Origin of the sequence: Achromobacter sp. JUb104 (genome assembly GCF_024806975.1) — a bacterium.
GTDB classification, from domain to species: Bacteria; Pseudomonadota; Gammaproteobacteria; order Burkholderiales; family Burkholderiaceae_B; genus Achromobacter; species Achromobacter spanius.
Genome location: NZ_JANUEY010000004.1, coordinates 63,286 through 80,452, shown reverse-complemented (window position 1 = coordinate 80,452; position 17,167 = coordinate 63,286). Strand labels below are relative to the sequence as shown.

General features: G+C 64.7%; 12 protein-coding genes. 2 read left to right on the top strand and 10 right to left on the bottom strand.

Features of this window, described 5'->3' with window-relative positions; translation table 11 throughout:
• Positions 1–110 precede the first annotated feature (110 nt).
• Positions 111–6,899 carry an autotransporter outer membrane beta-barrel domain-containing protein gene (locus M2361_RS26255; protein ID WP_259252729.1) on the top strand — a complete coding sequence of 2,263 codons (6,789 nt, stop codon included), beginning with the start codon at positions 111–113 and terminating at the stop codon, positions 6,897–6,899.
• A gap of 124 nt (positions 6,900–7,023) precedes the next feature.
• Here the strand turns inward: M2361_RS26255 and M2361_RS26250 are convergent, their stop codons facing one another.
• The 3 genes from M2361_RS26250 to M2361_RS26240 are packed head-to-tail and all read right to left on the bottom strand — an operon-like array spanning position 7,024 to position 9,476.
• A complete protein-coding gene (locus M2361_RS26250) occupies positions 7,024–7,887 on the bottom strand; it encodes an SDR family oxidoreductase (RefSeq protein ID WP_259252728.1) in 864 nt (287 codons plus the stop codon).
• Positions 7,888–7,934: 47 nt separating this feature from the next.
• Positions 7,935–8,696 carry an SDR family NAD(P)-dependent oxidoreductase gene (locus M2361_RS26245; RefSeq protein ID WP_259252727.1) on the bottom strand — a complete coding sequence of 254 codons (762 nt, stop codon included), beginning with the start codon at positions 8,694–8,696 and terminating at the stop codon, positions 7,935–7,937.
• Positions 8,697–8,735: 39 nt separating this feature from the next.
• A complete protein-coding gene (locus tag M2361_RS26240) occupies positions 8,736–9,476 on the bottom strand; it encodes an SDR family oxidoreductase (protein ID WP_259252726.1) in 741 nt (246 codons plus the stop codon).
• Positions 9,477–9,761: 285 nt separating this feature from the next.
• Between M2361_RS26240 and M2361_RS26235 the strand changes: the two genes are divergently transcribed.
• Positions 9,762–10,649, top strand: a complete 888-nt coding sequence (locus M2361_RS26235; protein ID WP_404976457.1) for an AraC family transcriptional regulator N-terminal domain-containing protein — start codon at positions 9,762–9,764, stop codon at positions 10,647–10,649.
• Here the strand turns inward: M2361_RS26235 and M2361_RS26230 are convergent.
• From M2361_RS26230 to urtA, 7 genes are read right to left on the bottom strand one after another with little or no spacing between them, the layout of a single operon-like run.
• Positions 10,639–10,971, bottom strand: a complete 333-nt coding sequence (locus tag M2361_RS26230; RefSeq protein ID WP_259252723.1) for a zinc ribbon domain-containing protein — start codon at positions 10,969–10,971, stop codon at positions 10,639–10,641. The two genes, M2361_RS26235 and M2361_RS26230, sit on opposite strands and share 11 nt — an antisense overlap.
• Positions 10,972–10,982: 11 nt before the next feature.
• On the bottom strand, positions 10,983–12,212 hold the full coding sequence (gene fmdA / locus M2361_RS26225; RefSeq protein ID WP_259252722.1) for a formamidase: 1,230 nt from the start codon (positions 12,210–12,212) through the stop codon (positions 10,983–10,985).
• Positions 12,213–12,241: 29 nt separating this feature from the next.
• Positions 12,242–12,934: an urea ABC transporter ATP-binding subunit UrtE gene (urtE, locus tag M2361_RS26220; protein ID WP_100853475.1), complete on the bottom strand. Its 693-nt coding sequence runs from the start codon at positions 12,932–12,934 to the stop codon at positions 12,242–12,244.
• Between the two features lie 14 nt (positions 12,935–12,948).
• Positions 12,949–13,692: an urea ABC transporter ATP-binding protein UrtD gene (gene urtD / locus M2361_RS26215; RefSeq protein ID WP_100853476.1), complete on the bottom strand. Its 744-nt coding sequence runs from the start codon at positions 13,690–13,692 to the stop codon at positions 12,949–12,951.
• Positions 13,689–14,810 (bottom strand): urea ABC transporter permease subunit UrtC, encoded by a 1,122-nt coding sequence (gene urtC / locus M2361_RS26210; RefSeq protein WP_259252721.1) that lies wholly within the window; start codon positions 14,808–14,810, stop codon positions 13,689–13,691. The genes urtD and urtC overlap by 4 nt, the downstream gene beginning before the upstream one ends.
• 10 nt (positions 14,811–14,820) lie before the next feature.
• A complete protein-coding gene (gene urtB, locus M2361_RS26205) occupies positions 14,821–15,738 on the bottom strand; it encodes an urea ABC transporter permease subunit UrtB (protein WP_105559008.1) in 918 nt (305 codons plus the stop codon).
• Between the two features lie 54 nt (positions 15,739–15,792).
• Positions 15,793–17,055, bottom strand: a complete 1,263-nt coding sequence (gene urtA, locus M2361_RS26200; protein ID WP_259252720.1) for an urea ABC transporter substrate-binding protein — start codon at positions 17,053–17,055, stop codon at positions 15,793–15,795.
• Positions 17,056–17,167: the final 112 nt, after the last annotated feature.

Here is a 17,167-nt window from a genome sequence, read left to right as displayed (position 1 = left end):
ACCCTTCCAAGTTGCCCCAGCGTGTTTCCCGTCGTCAACGCAAGGGCACGCCAAGCCCAGTGCGGGGCCTTGTCGGTTTGAGGCTGAACCACGTCAGCAAACTGCTTCTGATGGCCTGGTGTTCAACGCTGTCGGTTGCCCACGCCCAGCAGCAAAACCTGAACTGCGTGGTTCAAGGGAGCCTGGTCTGCGGCAATAGCGGCAGCCAGACACTGAATTCGCCGGTGCTGCTGACCGATGGCATGTATGACCTGAGCATCACCAACAGCGCCCCCCTGCTGCTGACCACCGGGTCCGCGGCAACGGGCGTGCAGATCATCAGCCAGGGGCAGACCGGCACCGATGACAGCTTCAACGGCGGCGCGGGCCATTCCGTTACCTTGACCAACAACGGCAGCGTATCCCTTACCTTGGCCGGCACCGCAGGCCAGATGGGTATCGGCGTGCGCGCCGCCAGTCGCGGTGGGGTCGGCTATACGCCGGACCACGACGATGACGGTGGCGCGGGCGGCTACAGCAGCCCGGTCACGTTGACCAACAACGCCACGGTGTCGATGTTCCAAGGCGCGGGCGGCAACTTTGCGGCCGGCGTGATGGGTGTGTATGCCGAGGCCGCGGGCGGCAACGGCGGGGCGGCCCATTCGCACGCCATCGACCACTACGGCGGCAACGGCGGCACGGCGGGGGTCGTCACGCTGAACAACAATGCGGCCGTCACCATTGGCTCCGGCATTACGCGCGTGACGGGCAGCGTCAGGGCTTGGGGGGTGGCGGCTGAAAGCTTCGGCGGCTCGGGCGGCATGTACGCGAAAGGCCAGGAAACGGATTCGACCGCCGGTGAAGGCGGCGACGCAAGCAACGTCACCGTGAACAACCTGGGCAACGTCGGCGTTTATTGGCAGAACCCGTCCACCGAAACCACCTCCGACGGCGTGGTCGGCATTCTTGCCCGCAGCATTGGCGGCCAGGGAGGCGGCAGCGACTACACCAACGATGCCGGCGGCAACGGCGGCAATGCCGGCGCGGTGCAGATCAACGTGGGGCCCATCCAGGGCGCCGCCAACACGGGGCCGACGACCGTGGTGGTCGACAGTGTGCAGGCCCCCAGCGGCACCAGCGCGGGGATATTGGGCATTTCCCGGGGCGGACTGGGCGGCGTGCAGGCGTCGCATGGCGCCGGTGGAGGCGCGGGCGGCAACGCGGGGTCGGTCACCATCCAACTGAACAATACGGCGGTCCGCTCCACCGGCGACAACGTGGCGGGCGTGATCGCCTTTTCGCGCGGCGCCAACGGCGGGTCTGGCGACAACACGCACGACAGCACCTATGGCGGCAACGGCGGCAAGGCCGGCAATGTGTCGATCTCGCTGGATTATTCCGGCAGCCCGCAGGGCCAGGCTTCGTCGGTACTGACCAATGGCGCGTATGGCTACGGCCTGCTGGCGCAAAGCGTGGGAGGTTTCGGCGGCGCCGGCACCACGCTGGGTGGCATCGGCCAGGACGCGGGCACCGCGTTCGCCACCACCCTGAATTACTCGTCCGTGACGACCGTGGGCGACTTCGCCGCCGGCATCGTCACGCAGTCCATTGGCGGCGGCGGTGGAACCGGCACCGACTTCACCGTCGGCCTGGCCGGGGCGGGAGGCAACGGTGGCAACGGCGGGTCCGGCACGGATGCGACGATTTCCACCTCGGGCGCGATCACCACGACGGGCCAACACGCCTACGGCCTGCTGGCGCAGTCGATCGGCGGCAGCGGCGGCACTGGCGGCGTCGGCGAGGGGCTGATCCTGGCGCTGGGCGGAGCCGGCGGGGCCGGCGGCGCGGGCGGCACGGTGACGATCGACAACGCGGGCGCCGTCAGCACCAACGGATACGGGTCCACCGGCATGCTGGGCCAATCGATCGGTGGCGGAGGTGGCGCGGCGGGATCCGCCACCGGCCTGTTCGCCATCGGCGGATCGGTGTCCGACTCGCAGAACAATGGCGGCGGCACCGTCACCCTGACCAACACCGGAAGCGTGATCACCCAAGGCGATGCGGCCATCGGCCTGCTTGGGCAGTCGATCGGCGGCGGTGGGGGTAGCGCAGCATCGGCGGCGGGTCTGCTGTCCATCGGCGGCTCTGCCGGCTCTGGCGGAAACGGCGGGACGGTGACCGTGTCGGCCAACGGCACCCAACAGACTTCGGGCAAGTACGCTTACGGCGCGGTCGCGCAGTCGATCGGTGGCGGGGGTGGCAATGGCGGCGATGCGTTCGTGCTCACCACGGCGGTGGCGACGCCCGCCATCGGCGGAAGCGGCGGCGCCGGCGGCAACGGCGGCACGGTGCAGTTATTCGTCGACAACAACGGTACGGTAACGACCTTGGGCGATGGCGCCACCGCGGTGCTGGCGCAGTCGATTGGCGGCGGCGGCGGCAGCGGCGGCTCGGCCACCAACGTGGCCCTGGTGGATCCGGTTTCCCTGTCGATCGGCGGATCCGCGGGTGCGGGCGGTACGGCGGGCACGGTGACGGTCCAGACGTCGGGCGCAAGCCTGCAAAGCAATGGCGCCGCCGCCTCGGGCATCGTTGCCCAGGCGATCGGCGGCGGTGGCGGCAGCGGCGGCACCGCCCAGTCGGCGGGACTGAATCTGGGATTCAGCCTGGCCGTGGCGGTAGGCGGCAGTGGCGGCCTCGGCGGCGACGGCGCCAAGGTGGCCGTGACGCTGGCTGATACACAGATCAATACGGGCGGCCTGGTGGCGGGCCAGGCAGCCCCGACGACAGCAGGCCAGGCGGTCGCGCAAACCGATTCCTACGGAATACTTGCCCAGTCGATTGGCGGCGGCGGCGGCACCGGCGGCAGCGCCGTGGCGCGCAGTGTCGCCCTGCCCGTGCCGCTGGACGAAGACACGGTATTCGCGATCGGCTCGGCGGTGGCGGTTGGGGCCTCGGGCGGCAGCGGGGGCGATGGCAAGGAAGTGGACGTGACGCTCTCCGGCAATAGCCTGGTGCGCACCAACGGCCAAGGCTCGCACGGCGTGCTGGCGCAATCCATCGGCGGCGGCGGCGGCAACGGCGGCGACTCGAAAGCCATGAGCCGCACGTTCACGATTCCCGACGCCAGCATCGCCGTCAATGTGGATGTGGCCGTGGGGGGCAGCGGCGGCGTCAGCGGAGACGCCGCGCTGGTCAACCTGCAACTGAACGACCAGGCCCAGATCGCAACCTATGGCGATTTCTCCAACGCGCTGATGGGGCAAGCCATCGGCGGGGGCGGCGGCAACGCCGGCGTGGGTAGCAGCGGCACCGGCGGCCTGGCCAAAGGAAAGTCCTACACCGTGAATGTCGGCGTGGGCGGCAAAGGCAGTGCGGGCGGCGCGGGCGGACCCTTGCAGGCCTCGCTGGCCCAGGGCGCCGTTCTGGCAACCTTCGGGTCAGGCTCGCGCGGCGTCCTGCTGCAGTCGGTGGGCGGCGGGGGCGGCGCTTCGCAAGGCACCACCGTGGACCTCGGCGCGCCTTTCTCTTCCGGAGGCGGCGACGACGCGGCAGCCACCACCAGTTTCTCGGCATCGGTCAGTGTGTCGGTGGGTGAGGATGGCGGCGCGGGCGGCAACGGTGGCACCGTGCTGCTGACCCATGCCGGCACCATCAACACGTCGGGCAATGACGCCGACGGCGTCCTGCTGCAATCCATCGGCGGTGGCGGCGGCTTGGGCGGTTCAGCCGGCTCGGACGCGTCGGCCGGGCCCTCGTCATATCCGGACGCCCCCAGCGATCCCGATGACCCGGGCAGCAATCCCGGCAGTGACCCAGGCAGTGATCCAGGCAGTGACCCATCAGGCGACAACAACCTTGGTTCGTATTCGCTGTCGGTCGCCGTGGGGGGCAAAGGGGGCGGCGGCGGCAGTGGCGACGCAGTCACCGTCAACTACGCCGGCCTGACGACCACCCAGGGGGATCTTGCCGACGGCATGGTGGTGCAATCCATTGGCGGCGGTGGCGGGGTGGGCGGCACGTCGACCGCCAAGGGCGCCAAGGGTGATCTGGACCTGACGATTTCCGTGGGCGGTCAGGGCGGGGTCGGTGGCGACGGCGGCGATCTCACCTTGAACATGCAGGGCCAGGCCAGTGCCACCAGCAGCGAGGCGAACGCGGCGCAACTGACGACCTACGGCAATGTGGCCTATGGCCTGCTGGCGCAATCCATCGGCGGCGGCGGTGGCCAGGCTGCCGATGGCTCGGCCGACGTCACCTATAAAACGGCTGACACGCCGTCCTTGCTGATCGGCGTGGGTGGCAAGGGAGGCGCCGGCGGCAAGGGCGGCACCATCAACATGAACACCCCCGGCAGCCTGTTCGGGGCGGCCACGTATGGCACGGGCTCCCATGCGGTGGTCCTGCAATCGATCGGCGGTGGCGGCGGCGCCGCCAGTGCGAATGCCAGCAACAGCGCATCGCTGGTGGGCGAGTCGTTCGTGCTGAACCTGGGCGGCGGCGGCGCGGGAGCAGATAGCGGTGGCGGCGCCATCAATGTGGACTCCGTGGTGCTGGCGAACACAAGCGGGCACGGCGCCTACGGCTTCGTCGCACAATCCATCGGCGGCGGCGGCGGCATCGCTTACGCGGGCCAGGCAGCGAACATCAGCAGCGCGACGATCGACACCTCGCAGCAGCAGAATGCCTACGACGCCTCCGGCGGGACCATCACCGTGGGCCTGCATTCCGCCTTGGACCGGGGAGCGGCAGACCCGTACTACGACATCCGCACCCAGGGGACCGCGTCGCACGGCATCGTGCTGCAATCCATCGGCGGCGGCGGCGGCATCGCGGGCGACCCCGGATTGCCGCTGCAACTGGGATGGCAGGGCGGAGGCGCGGCCAACACCGCCGCGAACCTGGCCAACGGCGGCAACATCACGCTAGGCGTAGGCAATGCGCTGATCCAGACCCTGGGCGCCAACAGCGTGGGCATCGTCATGCAGTCCATTGCCGATGGCGGCGGACTGGGCGGAACCGCGCAGGGCAGCTTTGCCGGATCGCTGTACGACCATTCCTCGGGCGGGGGCGGCAAGGCGGGCAGCATCACGTTCACTCAGGGCTCCAACGGCAGGCTGTTCGTGTACGGCGCCAATCCGGTCGGGGTATTCGCCCAGAGCGATGGCAATACGTCGCAGGCATCGCAGATTTCCCTGACCATTGACGGCTTGCTTCAAACGACCACCGGGGATCCCAACGGCATCGGGCTGTGGCTCGACGGCGGCGCCGACTCAAACCTGGTCACGGTAGGCCAGGGAGGCGAGATCCTGTCCACGGTTGCCGTTCAGCAAACCCGTTTCGGCACCACCACGGTCAACAACGCCGGCACCATCTCGGGCTCGCAGATCCTGAGCGCACCGGACGCCGACACCGTCGGCGTGGTCAACAACACGGGGACGCTGCTGAACGCGAAGACCATCAAGGGCACGGTCTTGAACGACGGCAACGTGCTGATCGGTTCAATGGCCCGCATCGATGCGATGCGCGTGACGGATGACTACACGCAGCGCGGCGCCGGCATCTTGCACGTCAGCACGGACTTCTCCGGCAGGCGCGCCGACACGATCACCGTGGATGGCGCGGCGGCGCTGGGCGGGCACGTAAAAGTCGACGCCATCACGCTGATGCCGAACCGCGAGCTGACCTTCCTGCAAGCAGGCAGCCTGTCGGCCGGCGCGAGCGTGGGCGGCGCATCGTCGCTGTTCGACTTCAACACCCGCTATACGGACCGCTTGGCAGCGGTGTCCGTGGGCGGGGCGAACTTCAAGGCGCTGTCGGACAGCTACGGCGTGGGCGCCAACCTGCGCGAGGTCGGCAACCATCTGCAAAGCATCTGGGACCAGGGCAGCAACGAGGAACTGGGGGCGTTGTATGCCCAGCTCGATCACGCCGCCGGCGCGGGCGCGGGAGGTTATTCGTCAGCCTTGAGCGATCTGTCACCCGGCTTGTCGGCCGCGCCTGCCGCGCTGGCGACGGGGGCCATGAAAGGCTTTGCAGACACGCTGTTCAGTTGCCCCTGGTTCGATGGCGCCACCGCGCAAACCGCCGAAGGCAATTGCGTGTGGGGCCGCGCCAGCGACAAGACCACCCATCTTGATTCAGGGCGCGGAACCTCATCCACGCGGGCTCGTTCCACGTCCTACCAACTGGGCGGGCAGCAGCGCATCGCGCCGAACTGGGTGTTGGGATTCTCGGCTGCATACGAAAACAGCACGGTACGGTCAGACGACAGCCGCGTGCAGACCAAGGGCGACGCGGGCTACCTGGGCGCCGTGCTGAAGTACGAGACCGGCCCCTGGACCTTCTCGGGTGCAACCTACGGCAGCTTCGGTTCGTATGACAACAAACGCCGCATCGGCCTGACCGGCGCAGAAGCCAAGAGCCGCTCGGACGTCTGGTCGATCGGCCAGCAATTGCGCGCCTCGTATACCTACGCAAGCGACCAGGCCTACATCAAGCCCTATACCAATCTGGACTTGATCTACACGCGCATGCCGGCCTACAGCGAGCACGGCGCGGGCGCCTTGAACCTGGACGTCGGCAGCGCCGACAAGGTGACGGCGCTGCTGACCCCGGGTGTCGAAGTGGGTGGGCGATACGACCTGAAGCACGGCTACACCGCGCGCCCTTTCCTCAACGTCGGCGTCTCGCTCGCCAGCACCGACAAGTGGGATAGCAAGGCGCAATTGGCGGCAGCGCCCGCCGGCAGCCGCGATTTCAGAACCACGCTGGAGACAGGCCGCGTGTTCGGCCATGCCTCGGTCGGCGTGGAGCTGGCCAGCCAAGCCGGCTTCGATCTGCGGTTGCAATACGACGGGCTGATATCCGACCGAGCGCGGAGTTCGGGCGGGTCGGTGAAGGCGACTTGGAGGTTCTGATGGCGGGGGAAAAACTCAGGTTATCCCGCAAAAAGGACACACTTAGGGAATAAACGCTAAGCATATGATTTCATTGGGTTTTGGATGGTTTGAACGAAAAACCGGAAAACCATCCAAAACGCTTTTAAATCATCGACTTATCGTCCGCGAAGTCAGTCGCCTCAGACGACCCTCTCCACGCATCAAGATCCTTCGCGACCGCGCTCGCCTTCGCCGCCGCGAGCTCGTTCGCAATCTTGCCCGCGAAGAGATGCAGCGGTGCCGATTCAACCGTCGCGGCCTGGATGATCAGCAGCGCAAGCTTGTCAGGGTCCCCAGCCTGTTGGCCATGCAACGTATCCAGATGCAGGTCCAGCGACGCCTTGGCCTCCGCGTAATCGTCGATCTGCCGCTTGGCCACCGCCAATGCGCCGCTGCTCAGGAAGTCGGTGCGCACCGGGCCGGGGTACACCACGGTGGCGCGGATACCCAGCTCGGCCACTTCCGCCGCCAGCGCTTCCGTCAGCCCGGACAGCGCGAACTTGCTGGCGACGTAGCTGCCCCAACCCGCGTAGCCTCCCTGGTAGCCGACGATGGACGAAATATTGATGATGTGTCCGCTGCGCTGGCGACGAAGCTGCGGCAGCGCATGGCGCAGCACCGCCATCGGCGCAAAGAAATTCACCTCGAAATTGCGGCGCAGCTCGTCGTCCGACAAGGCCTCGACCGCCCCTTGCTGGGCGTAGCCGGCATTGTTCACCACGACGTCGATCGCGCCGAAGGTTTGCACGGTCTTGTCGATGGCCGCTTGCACGCTGCGGTCACTGGTCAGATCGACCTCAAGCGGAAGGAAGCGGTCCGAGGTCGCGCCGAATGCCTCGGTCAGCGCGGTGGCGACGCGGGAGGTAGCGGCCACGCGGCAGCCTTGCTTCAGCAGATGCGTCACGAGTTGATGGCCGACGCCTTTCGACGCGCCGGTGATGAACCAGACAGGGGATGCGTGTTTCATGAAAATTCCTTTATTCACTATGGATTTGATAGGGGTAGCGTCTCTTGTTAGGGCAATGCCACGCTCATGCCGCCGTCGGCCATGACGACGGCGCCGACGATGAAGCTGGCCTTTTCAGACGCAAGGAAAGCGATCACCTCGGCGATTTCCTTCGGCTGGGCGGCGCGGCGAATGGGGGCCTTCTTGCCATGTTCCGCAAGGAAGGCCTGGCCGTCGGTATGGATGTGGTTGGTAATGTTGGTAATCACGTCGCCTGACCCCACGGCATTGACGCGAATACCGTGTTCGATGGCTTCCAGCGAGAGCGCCCGCGTCAACTGGGCAAGCGCGCCCTTCGACGCCGCGTAGGCTGCGATCTGCGGAAAAGCCTGATAGCAGGCGTATGAACCCACGTTGACGATGGCGCCAGTCTTGGCCGGCACCATGACGCGCATGGCTTCGCGCGAGAACAGGAACGCACCCGTGGCGTTGACGGCCTGGACGCCGTTCCAGTCGTCCAGCGACATCTCCATCAAGGGCTTGTTGAGGATGATCGCCGCGTTGTTGACCAAGAGATCGAGCTTTCCGAACTGCTCGATCGCGGTGGACACCGCGCGCACGGCGCTTTCCTCCCGGGCGACATCGGCCACGACGGGAACGATGCCAGGGCGGGCCAGGGCTTCCACGTTGCTGCCGCGCCCCACGGCGATCACATTCGCGCCTTCAGCATGGAGCAATTCCGTGGTGGCCAAGCCAATGCCGCTGGCGGCGCCGGTAACGATTGCGACCTTGCCTGCGAAGCTGCCAGTGGTTGTATTGCGAGCTGTCATGATGAACTCCTTGCTTAATCGGATTCTGGATATCGATGCTTAGAACGGGCTGGCAGTAGGCCGCACCACGATCTCGCTGACGTCGACGTCAGCGGGCTGCTCAACCGCGTAGGCAATGGCGCGAGCGATGGCATCCGGCGTGATGGCGATGCGGCGGAACTCCCGCATGGCCGTGCGCGCGGTGTCGTCGGAGATGGTGTCGGCAAGCTCGGACTCCACGACACCGGGGCAGATCACCGTGACGCGGATCTTGTCCGTTTCCTGGCGCAGCCCGTCGGAGATGGCGCGCACCGCGAACTTGGTGGCGCAGTACACCGCCGCCGTGGGCGACACCGACAGGCCGCCGATCGAAGAGATATTGATGACCTGGCCCTGGCCTTGCGCTTCCATCGTCGGCAGCACGGCGGCGATGCCATGCAGCACGCCCCGCACATTCACGTCGATCATGCGATTCCACTCGTTGACCTTCAGCGCGTTAAGCGGCGAGAGCGGCATCACGCCTGCGTTGTTGACCAGCACGTCAATGCGGCCAAACGCATCAAGCGCGAAGCGCGCAAACGCCGCCGTGTCGTCAGCCGAGGTCACGTCAAGTTCGCGATAGCGAACAACGCCGCCAGCCGCTTCAATCGATTGAGCCAGTTCGGCAAGCCTGTCGGTGCGGCGCGCGCCAATGACAAGCCGGTGGCCCTGTGCCGCGAGCAAGCGGGCGGCGCCCTCGCCAATACCGCTGCTGGCGCCCGTGATCAGAATGACTTTGGATTCGTTCGAATTGCGTGCCATGTTGCATACTCCTATCGTTGGTTCGAATCTGGCCGGCGACGCCCACGGTGAGCCCTGGAACCGCCGCTGCCTGGTTACGGCCCTTAAATGAAGCGTTATTGCTTGTGTGCCGTTAAGTGAATGATAGGGATCGCTCGCTTCCAAGCGAATACACGGACCAATGCCGTTATTGCCTATTCCTATCGTTCTTGCTGGCGCCCTGCTCAGGGTGCAGTTAGAATTTCGGCTATCGCGAACCACCAGGAGACCGCGGTGTCGACAGCCCGCTCCCCCGCCTCGATCAAGATGACCGGCCTCATTGAAAAGCTGGCGCCTAACGAGGGCTACACGCAGACCACGCTGGAAAGCGTTCGGCTGATGCGCTCTGATCGGCCGCTAGGCCGCACGCCGGTCCTCTACGAACCGAGCATCGTGATTGTTTGCCAGGGCCGCAAGCTGGGATTCCTGGGCAGTGAGGTCTATATCTACGACGCGCAGCACTACCTAGTGCTGTCGGTACCGTTGCCGTTCTCAACGGAAACGCAGGCCTCGCCGGAAGAGCCAATGCTGGCGGTATCCATCCGTTTGGATTTGCTCGAACTCAGCGACCTGATCATGCAGATCGGCGCCACGGGCCTGCCCGACGAGCCACCGAATGGCATGGTGTCCACCCAGCTTGACGAGCATCTGGCCAGCGCGACGGTGCGACTGCTGGAGGCGTTGACGGTGACCAGGGACGCCAAGATATTGGGTCCCAGCCTGGTGCGCGAGATCTGCTACCGCGTATTGACGGGCGAACAGGGCGGCGCGATGCGCGCGGCGCTAGCCCACCACGGCCGATTCGGCCGCGTCGCGAAAGCGCTAAAGCGCATCCACACCGACTACGCCGCGCCGCTGAATGTGACGCACCTTGCTGAAGAAGCCGGCATGAGCGTACCGGCGTTTCACGCAAACTTCCGCACGGTGACGCAGACGTCGCCCATCCAGTACATCAAGTCCACCCGCCTGCATCAGGCACGCCTGATGATGATCCGCGACGGCGCCACCGCCGCCGCGGCCGCCGGGCGCGTGGGCTACGAAAGCACTTCGCAGTTCAGCCGGGAATTCAAGCGCCTGTTTGGAAGAACGCCCATTGAAGAGGCGCGCGACATGCGCGAGTCTTTTACGCTGTCGCCGCCCACTTTCAGTGACTGATCATCCACGGCCGGGCGCCGGCGAAGGTTTTGCCCCCGTCGGCTGTCTGGCGTGTTCGGCCGGTGGCTTTGGCGCCTGAACAACAACCGCAACCCATGCCGTGGCCGCTGCGGGTGCTGCGGGGTTCATGGGCGGCGCGTTCGTTGACGGCGCGGGCGCGGTTCATTGCCGAAGACAGCGCCGAGACCGCGGGCGCACCACTGACAAAGCGCTCGCAAGCGCCGCCGCAATCGGGGCAAGGCGCGGGGTCACGCCATTGCGACAAGGGCCTCAGCACGGAGAACTCGCCGCAGTCCTGGCAGCGATAGTCATAGAGCGGCATGCGTGCTCTCCTCAAAGGTCTTTGGCGATGGGCATGTCCATGCCACGCTGTATCTGCGGCACATCGCCCAGCGCATTGGGCTGGATGTCGATGTCGAAGATCTCGGTCGGCAGCCACAAGGTCGCGCAGGCATTGGGAATGTCCACCACGCCGCTGATGTGGCCCTGCACCGGCGCCGTGCCCAATATCGAGTACGCCTGCGCGCCCGAATAGCCAAACTTCTTCAGGTACTCAATGGCGTTCAGGCAGGCCTGGCGATAGGCGATGTGCACGTCCAGATAGTGCTGCTTGCCGCCTTCATCGACCGAAATGCCTTCGAAGATCAGATAGTCTTTGTAGTTGGGCGTGATGGGGCTGGGCTTGAAGATGGGATTGCGAATGCCGTACTTGGCCATGCCGCCCTTGATGAGCGACACCCGCATATGCACCCAGCCCGCCATTTCGATGGCGCCGCAGAAGGTGATCTCGCCGTCGCCCTGCGAGAAGTGCAGGTCACCGACCGACAGGCCGCCACCGTTGACGTAAACCGGAAAGAACACCCGAGAACCGCGCGACAGATCCTTGATGTCGCAGTTGCCGCCGTGCTCGCGCGGCGGTACGGTACGCGCACCGGTGGCGGCGGCGCGATCGCGCTCGGCCCCCTTGAGCTTGCCCATATGCGCCGTCTTGGGCGCCGGCGGATTGGCCAGGGGCGGCACGCGCTCGGGGTCGCTGTCGATCAGCTTCTGTTCACGCTCATTCCACGTGTCCAGCAGTGCCTGATCCGGCAGGCAGCCGATCAAGCCCGGATGGATAAGGCCAGCGAAGCGCACACCCGGGATATGGCGCGAGGTCGTGAACATGCCTTCAAAATCCCAGATCGACTTTTGCGCCGAAGGGAAGTGTTCGGTCAGAAAGCCGCCGCCATTGTTCTTGCTGAAAAAGCCGTTGAAGCCCCACAGGCTTTCCTGCTTGGCGCCGATATCCAGCAGGTCCACCACCAGCAAGTCACCGGGCTCGGCGCCTTCAACGCCAACGGGGCCGGACAGGAAGTGCACCGTGGACAGGTCCACGTCGCGCACGTCAGAGGCATCGTCATCGTTCTTGATCGCGCCGCCCGTCCAGTCGTAGGTTTCAAGCACGAAGTCATCGCCCGGCTTGACCCACGTGGCCATGGGAATATCGGGATGCCAGCGATTGTGCACGCCTTCGTTTTCGTAGGGGGATTGGGCCAGGTCGACCTTGATCAGGGTTTCAGGCATGTCATGCTCCTTTGAGGTGGACAACGACTTCAGACAGACAGGTATTTGCTGATCGTCTTCTCGTCAACGCGCTCGCGCGGGTCTTCGTGCACGAAGCGGCCCTTGTCGATCACGATGAGCCGGTCGGCGATCTGCATGGTGAAACTCAAGACTTGTTCGGACACCACGATGGCCAGATTGCGCAGCGTGCGAATCTCCAGCAGGCTGCGGGCGATGTCCTTGATGATGGACGGCTGTATGCCCTCGGTGGGTTCGTCCAGCAGCAGCACGCGCGGGTTGGTGACCAGGGCGCGGGCGATGGCAAGCTGCTGTTGCTGCCCGCCGGACAGATCGCCGCCACGCCGGCCGCGCATGTCGTGCAACACCGGAAACAGGGCGTAGATATCTTCCGGAATGGTGTCGCGCAGTGCCCGCCCGCGCATGCCGGTACGGATGTTCTCTTCAACGGTCAGCGTCGGAAATATCATGCGGCCCTGCGGCACGTAAGCCACCCCGCTGCGCACACGCTGATGGCTCTCCAGGCGTTCCAGCGCCTTGCCGTCCAGCGAGATCGAGCCCTGCATGGTGGGCAGCATGCCCATCATGGTTTTGAACAGCGTGGTCTTGCCCATGCCGTTGCGGCCCATCACGGCGACGATTTCACCGGCAGACACGGCTAGGTCGACACCGTGGATGACTTTGCTTTGGCCATAGCCTGACACCAGGCCAGCGATATTGAACATATTGCCTCCTGGCCTCAGTGGCCGAGATAGACTTCAACCACGCGCGGATCGGACTGCACCATGTCCATGCTGCCCTCGGCCAGTACACGGCCCTGGTGCAGCACCGTGACCTTGTGCGCGATGTTTTTCACGAACTCCATGTCATGCTCGATCACGATGAGCGATCGATTGCGGCTGATGCGATTGAGCAGTTCGGCGGTGCGCTCGCGCTCGGACACGCTCATGCCGGCCACCGGTTCGTCCAGCATCATCAGCTCGGGCTCCTGCATCAGCAGCATGCCGATTTCCAGCCATTGCTTTTGACCGTGCGAGAGCAGCTCCGCCGAGCGATCGAGGTGATCAGCAAGAAAAATCTCTTCGGCCACCTGCTCGACCCGTTCGATCACGGCCGCACTACGCCGAAAGGTCAGCGCACCAAACACGCTGCGCCCGGCCGGGAACGACACTTCCAGGTTTTCGCGCACGGACAGGGTTTCGTAGATAGAGGGGGTCTGAAACTTGCGGCCCACGCCGGCCCGCACGATTTCATATTCGGCCAGGCCGGTCAGCTCCGTGTCCTTGAAGCGGATAGAGCCGGCGGTGGCCTTGGTGCGGCCGCAGATCAGATCCAGCAGCGTGGTCTTGCCGGCGCCATTGGGGCCGATGACCACGCGCAGCTCTCCCTGATCGACATACAGGTTGAGGTCGTTGACGGCGACAAAGCCGTTGAACGAGACGGTCAGGCCTTCGATGTACAAGGCGAACTCTGAGGGGTTCATGCTGCCTCCGTGGCGCCATCCGCCTCGCGGCGCGGTGCTTTGCGCGCCAGGCGTTTTTGGGCGTATTGCTGATACAGACCAGCCAGCCCATTAGGGAAGGCCATCACGACGGCAATGAACAGGCCTCCCATCAGGAACAGCCAGAGCTGCGGGAAAGCCTCGGAGAAATAGCTTTTGCCGAAGTTGACCAGCAGCGTGCCGTAGACCGCGCCCAGCAGGGACAGACGGCCGCCGACCGCGGCGAAGATGACCATTTCAATGGACGGCACGATGCCCACGAAGGAAGGCGACATGAAGCCGACCTGCAAGGTGAACATGGCGCCCCCGATGGCCGAGAACACGGCGGCCACGCAGAAGACAAAGACCTTGAAGCTGGCGACGTCATAGCCCGAGAAGCGCACGCGCTCTTCTTTGTCGCGCATGGCCATCAAGAGCTTGCCCAGCTTGGAAGAAAGCAGGTAGCGGCCGAACAGGATGCAGGCAAACAGCAGCGCGCCGTTGATGAAATACAGCACCAGCCGCGCGCTGTCCGTGCGGATATCCCAGCCCAGCAGCGTCTTCAGATCGGTGATGCCGTTGACGCCGCCGGTCCAGCCCTGCTGGCCGATGATGAGCACCGACAGGATCAGGGCCACGGCCTGCGTCACGATGGCGAAATAGGTGTCGCCCACGCGGCGCTTGAACATGGCCGCGCCCAAAATCAAGGCCAGCAGGCAGGGCAGCACCGGTACCGCCATCAAGGTGAACCAGAAGCTTTTGAAGGGCACCCAGAGCCAGGGAAGCGAGGTCAGTTGGTTCCAGTCCATGAAGTCCGGGATGCCGGGCGTGGACTGAATCTTGGTGGCCTCCGGCGTCGAGGCTTCCAGCTTCAGGAACATGGCCATGCAATAACCGCCCAAGCCGAAAAACACCCCCTGGCCCAGACTCAGGATGCCGCCATAGCCCCAGCACAGCACCAGACCGAGCGCGACAAAGGCATAGGAAAGGTATTTGCCAATCAGATTGAGCCGGAAGACGTCCAGGCTTAGCGGAAACACCACAAAGAGCAGCAGCGCCAGAATCGCCAGCCCAGCCAGCCCTTCACGTCCACCCACGACATTGCGAAAGAATTTCTGCATGATCCGCCCCCTACTTGCGTACCTTGATGCTGAACAAGCCTTGCGGGCGCAGCATCAGAATGATCACGATGGCCGACAGCGTCAGCACTTTTGCCATCGACCCCGTCATGAAGAATTCCGAGATCGATTGCGTCTGCGCGATGACGAAGGCCGACGCGATGGTGCCGAAAAGGCTGGCCGCGCCGCCAAACACCACGGTCAGGAAGGTGTCGACGATGTAGAGCGAGCCGCTGGTCGGGCCGGTGGAACCGATGGTTGTGAAGGCCGCGCCGGCAATGCCGGCGATACCGCAACCCAGCGAGAACGTCACGCGGTCCACGCGCTTCGTATCGATACCGACCGCGCCGCTCATGGCGCGGTTTTGCACCGTGGCGCGCACATGCAGGCCCCAGGTTGAGCGGAACAACGCCAAGAGCAGCCCGCCCGTCAGCAGGATGCTGATGGACATGACGAACAGCCCGTTGATGGGGATGTCCACGCCGTCCAGCGGTTGCCAGGACCCCATCAGCCAGTCGGGCAGCGTGGGGCTGACTTCGCGCGGCCCGAACAGCGAGCGCAGTGTTTGTTGCAGCACCAGCGACAAGCCCCAGGTCGCCAGCAGCGTGTCCAGGGGCCGCCGGTAGAGATGACGGATCATCAGCCACTCGACCAGCCAGCCCAGGCCGAAAGTCACGGCAAAGGCCAATAGGATGGCGATGAAGAAGTAGGCCGGCATCAGGCCGGGCGCGTACTGCTGGACCAGTTCGGAACAGAGATAGGTGCAATAGGCGCCCACCGCCAGGAACTCGCCATGGGCCATGTTGATGACGCCCATCTGGCCAAAGATGATCGCCAGGCCCAAGGCCATCAGCAACAGCACGCTGAAGACCGATAGACCGTTGAAGCCCTGCATCAGCAGGATGGCCCCGAGTTCGGAAAAGGATTCCATGGATGGCTCCCGGCAGTGAAAAGGGCGCCGCGCGCGGCGCCCGGATCGAGGTGATTACTGATAGCCCTTGGGGAAGGGATCGGGCTTGATCAGTTCCGGGGTTTCGAAGATCACGTCAACCTGGCCGTCCTTGCGAATCTGGCCGATGCGGGTCTTGCTCCACAGGTGGTGGTTGGGATCGATCTTGACGTAGCCTTCGGGCGCTTCCTTGAACTCCAGGCCGGCCGAGGCGGCGACCACCTTGTCGACATCGAAGCTGCCGGCCTTTTCCACCGCCATCTTCCACAGCCAGGGGCCCAGATAGGCCGCCTGGGTCACATCGCCGATCACGGCGTTGGCGCCGTACTTGGCCTTGAAGGCCTCGACGAATTTCTTGTTGTTGGCATTGTCCAGGCTCTGGAAATACTTCATGCACGACCAGAAGCCCTCGGCGTTTTCACCGCCGATACCCAGCAATTCATCTTCGGTCACCGAGATGGTCAGGAGCTTTTGCTTGCCGCTGGTGACGCCGGCCGCCTTGAGCTGTTTGTAGAACGACACGTTGCTGCCGCCCACCACCACGGCGAAGACCACATCGGGCTTTTTCAGTTTGATCTTGTTGATCAGCGAACCGAATTGCGTGTGACCCAGCGGGTAGTATTCCTCGCCAACCACCTCGCCCTTGAGCACGTTCTCGATATGCTTGCGGGCAATCTTGTTCGAGGTGCGCGGCCAGATGTAGTCAGAGCCGATCAGATAGAACGAGCGCGCCTTCTTCTCGCGCGACAGCCAGTCCAGGCTGGACAGAATCTGCTGCGTGGCCTCCTGGCCGGTATAGAAGACGTTCTTGGATTGCTCCAGGCCTTCATAAAAGGTCGGGTAATACAGCAGGCCGTTCTCTTTCTCGAACACCGGCAAGACCGCCTTGCGCGAGGCCGAGGTCCAGCAGCCGAACACGGTGGCGACCTTGTCGCTGACCAGCAGTTTGCGGGCCTTTTCGGCAAAGGTCGGCCAGTCCGAGGCGCCGTCTTCCTGGATGATCTTGATCTTGCGACCCAGAATGCCGCCCATGGCATTGATCTGCTCGATGGCCAGGCGCTCGGATTGAATCGACCCGGTTTCGCTGATGGCCATGGTGCCGGTCGCCGAGTGCAACTGGCCTACCGTGACTTCGGTGTCGGTAATGGCCAGGCCGGTGGTGTTGATGGCGGAAGTGGCCGGCGCGGCCGCGCGCGACAGCGCCGGTATGCCCAACAGCGGCAGGGAGGCAAAAGCCAGGGCCAGGCGCCGGCGCGAGGGCAGTTCCGGGGCATTATCAAAAGGGGTTTTGCCAGACATCGATGACTCCTCAATGGATCACGACCAGGGAAACCGAGCATGCGCGACACATGCCGCGGCCCGGAGGGTGAGGGCATACTAGGAGCCTATGACGCAGTGCAACATACGTTGA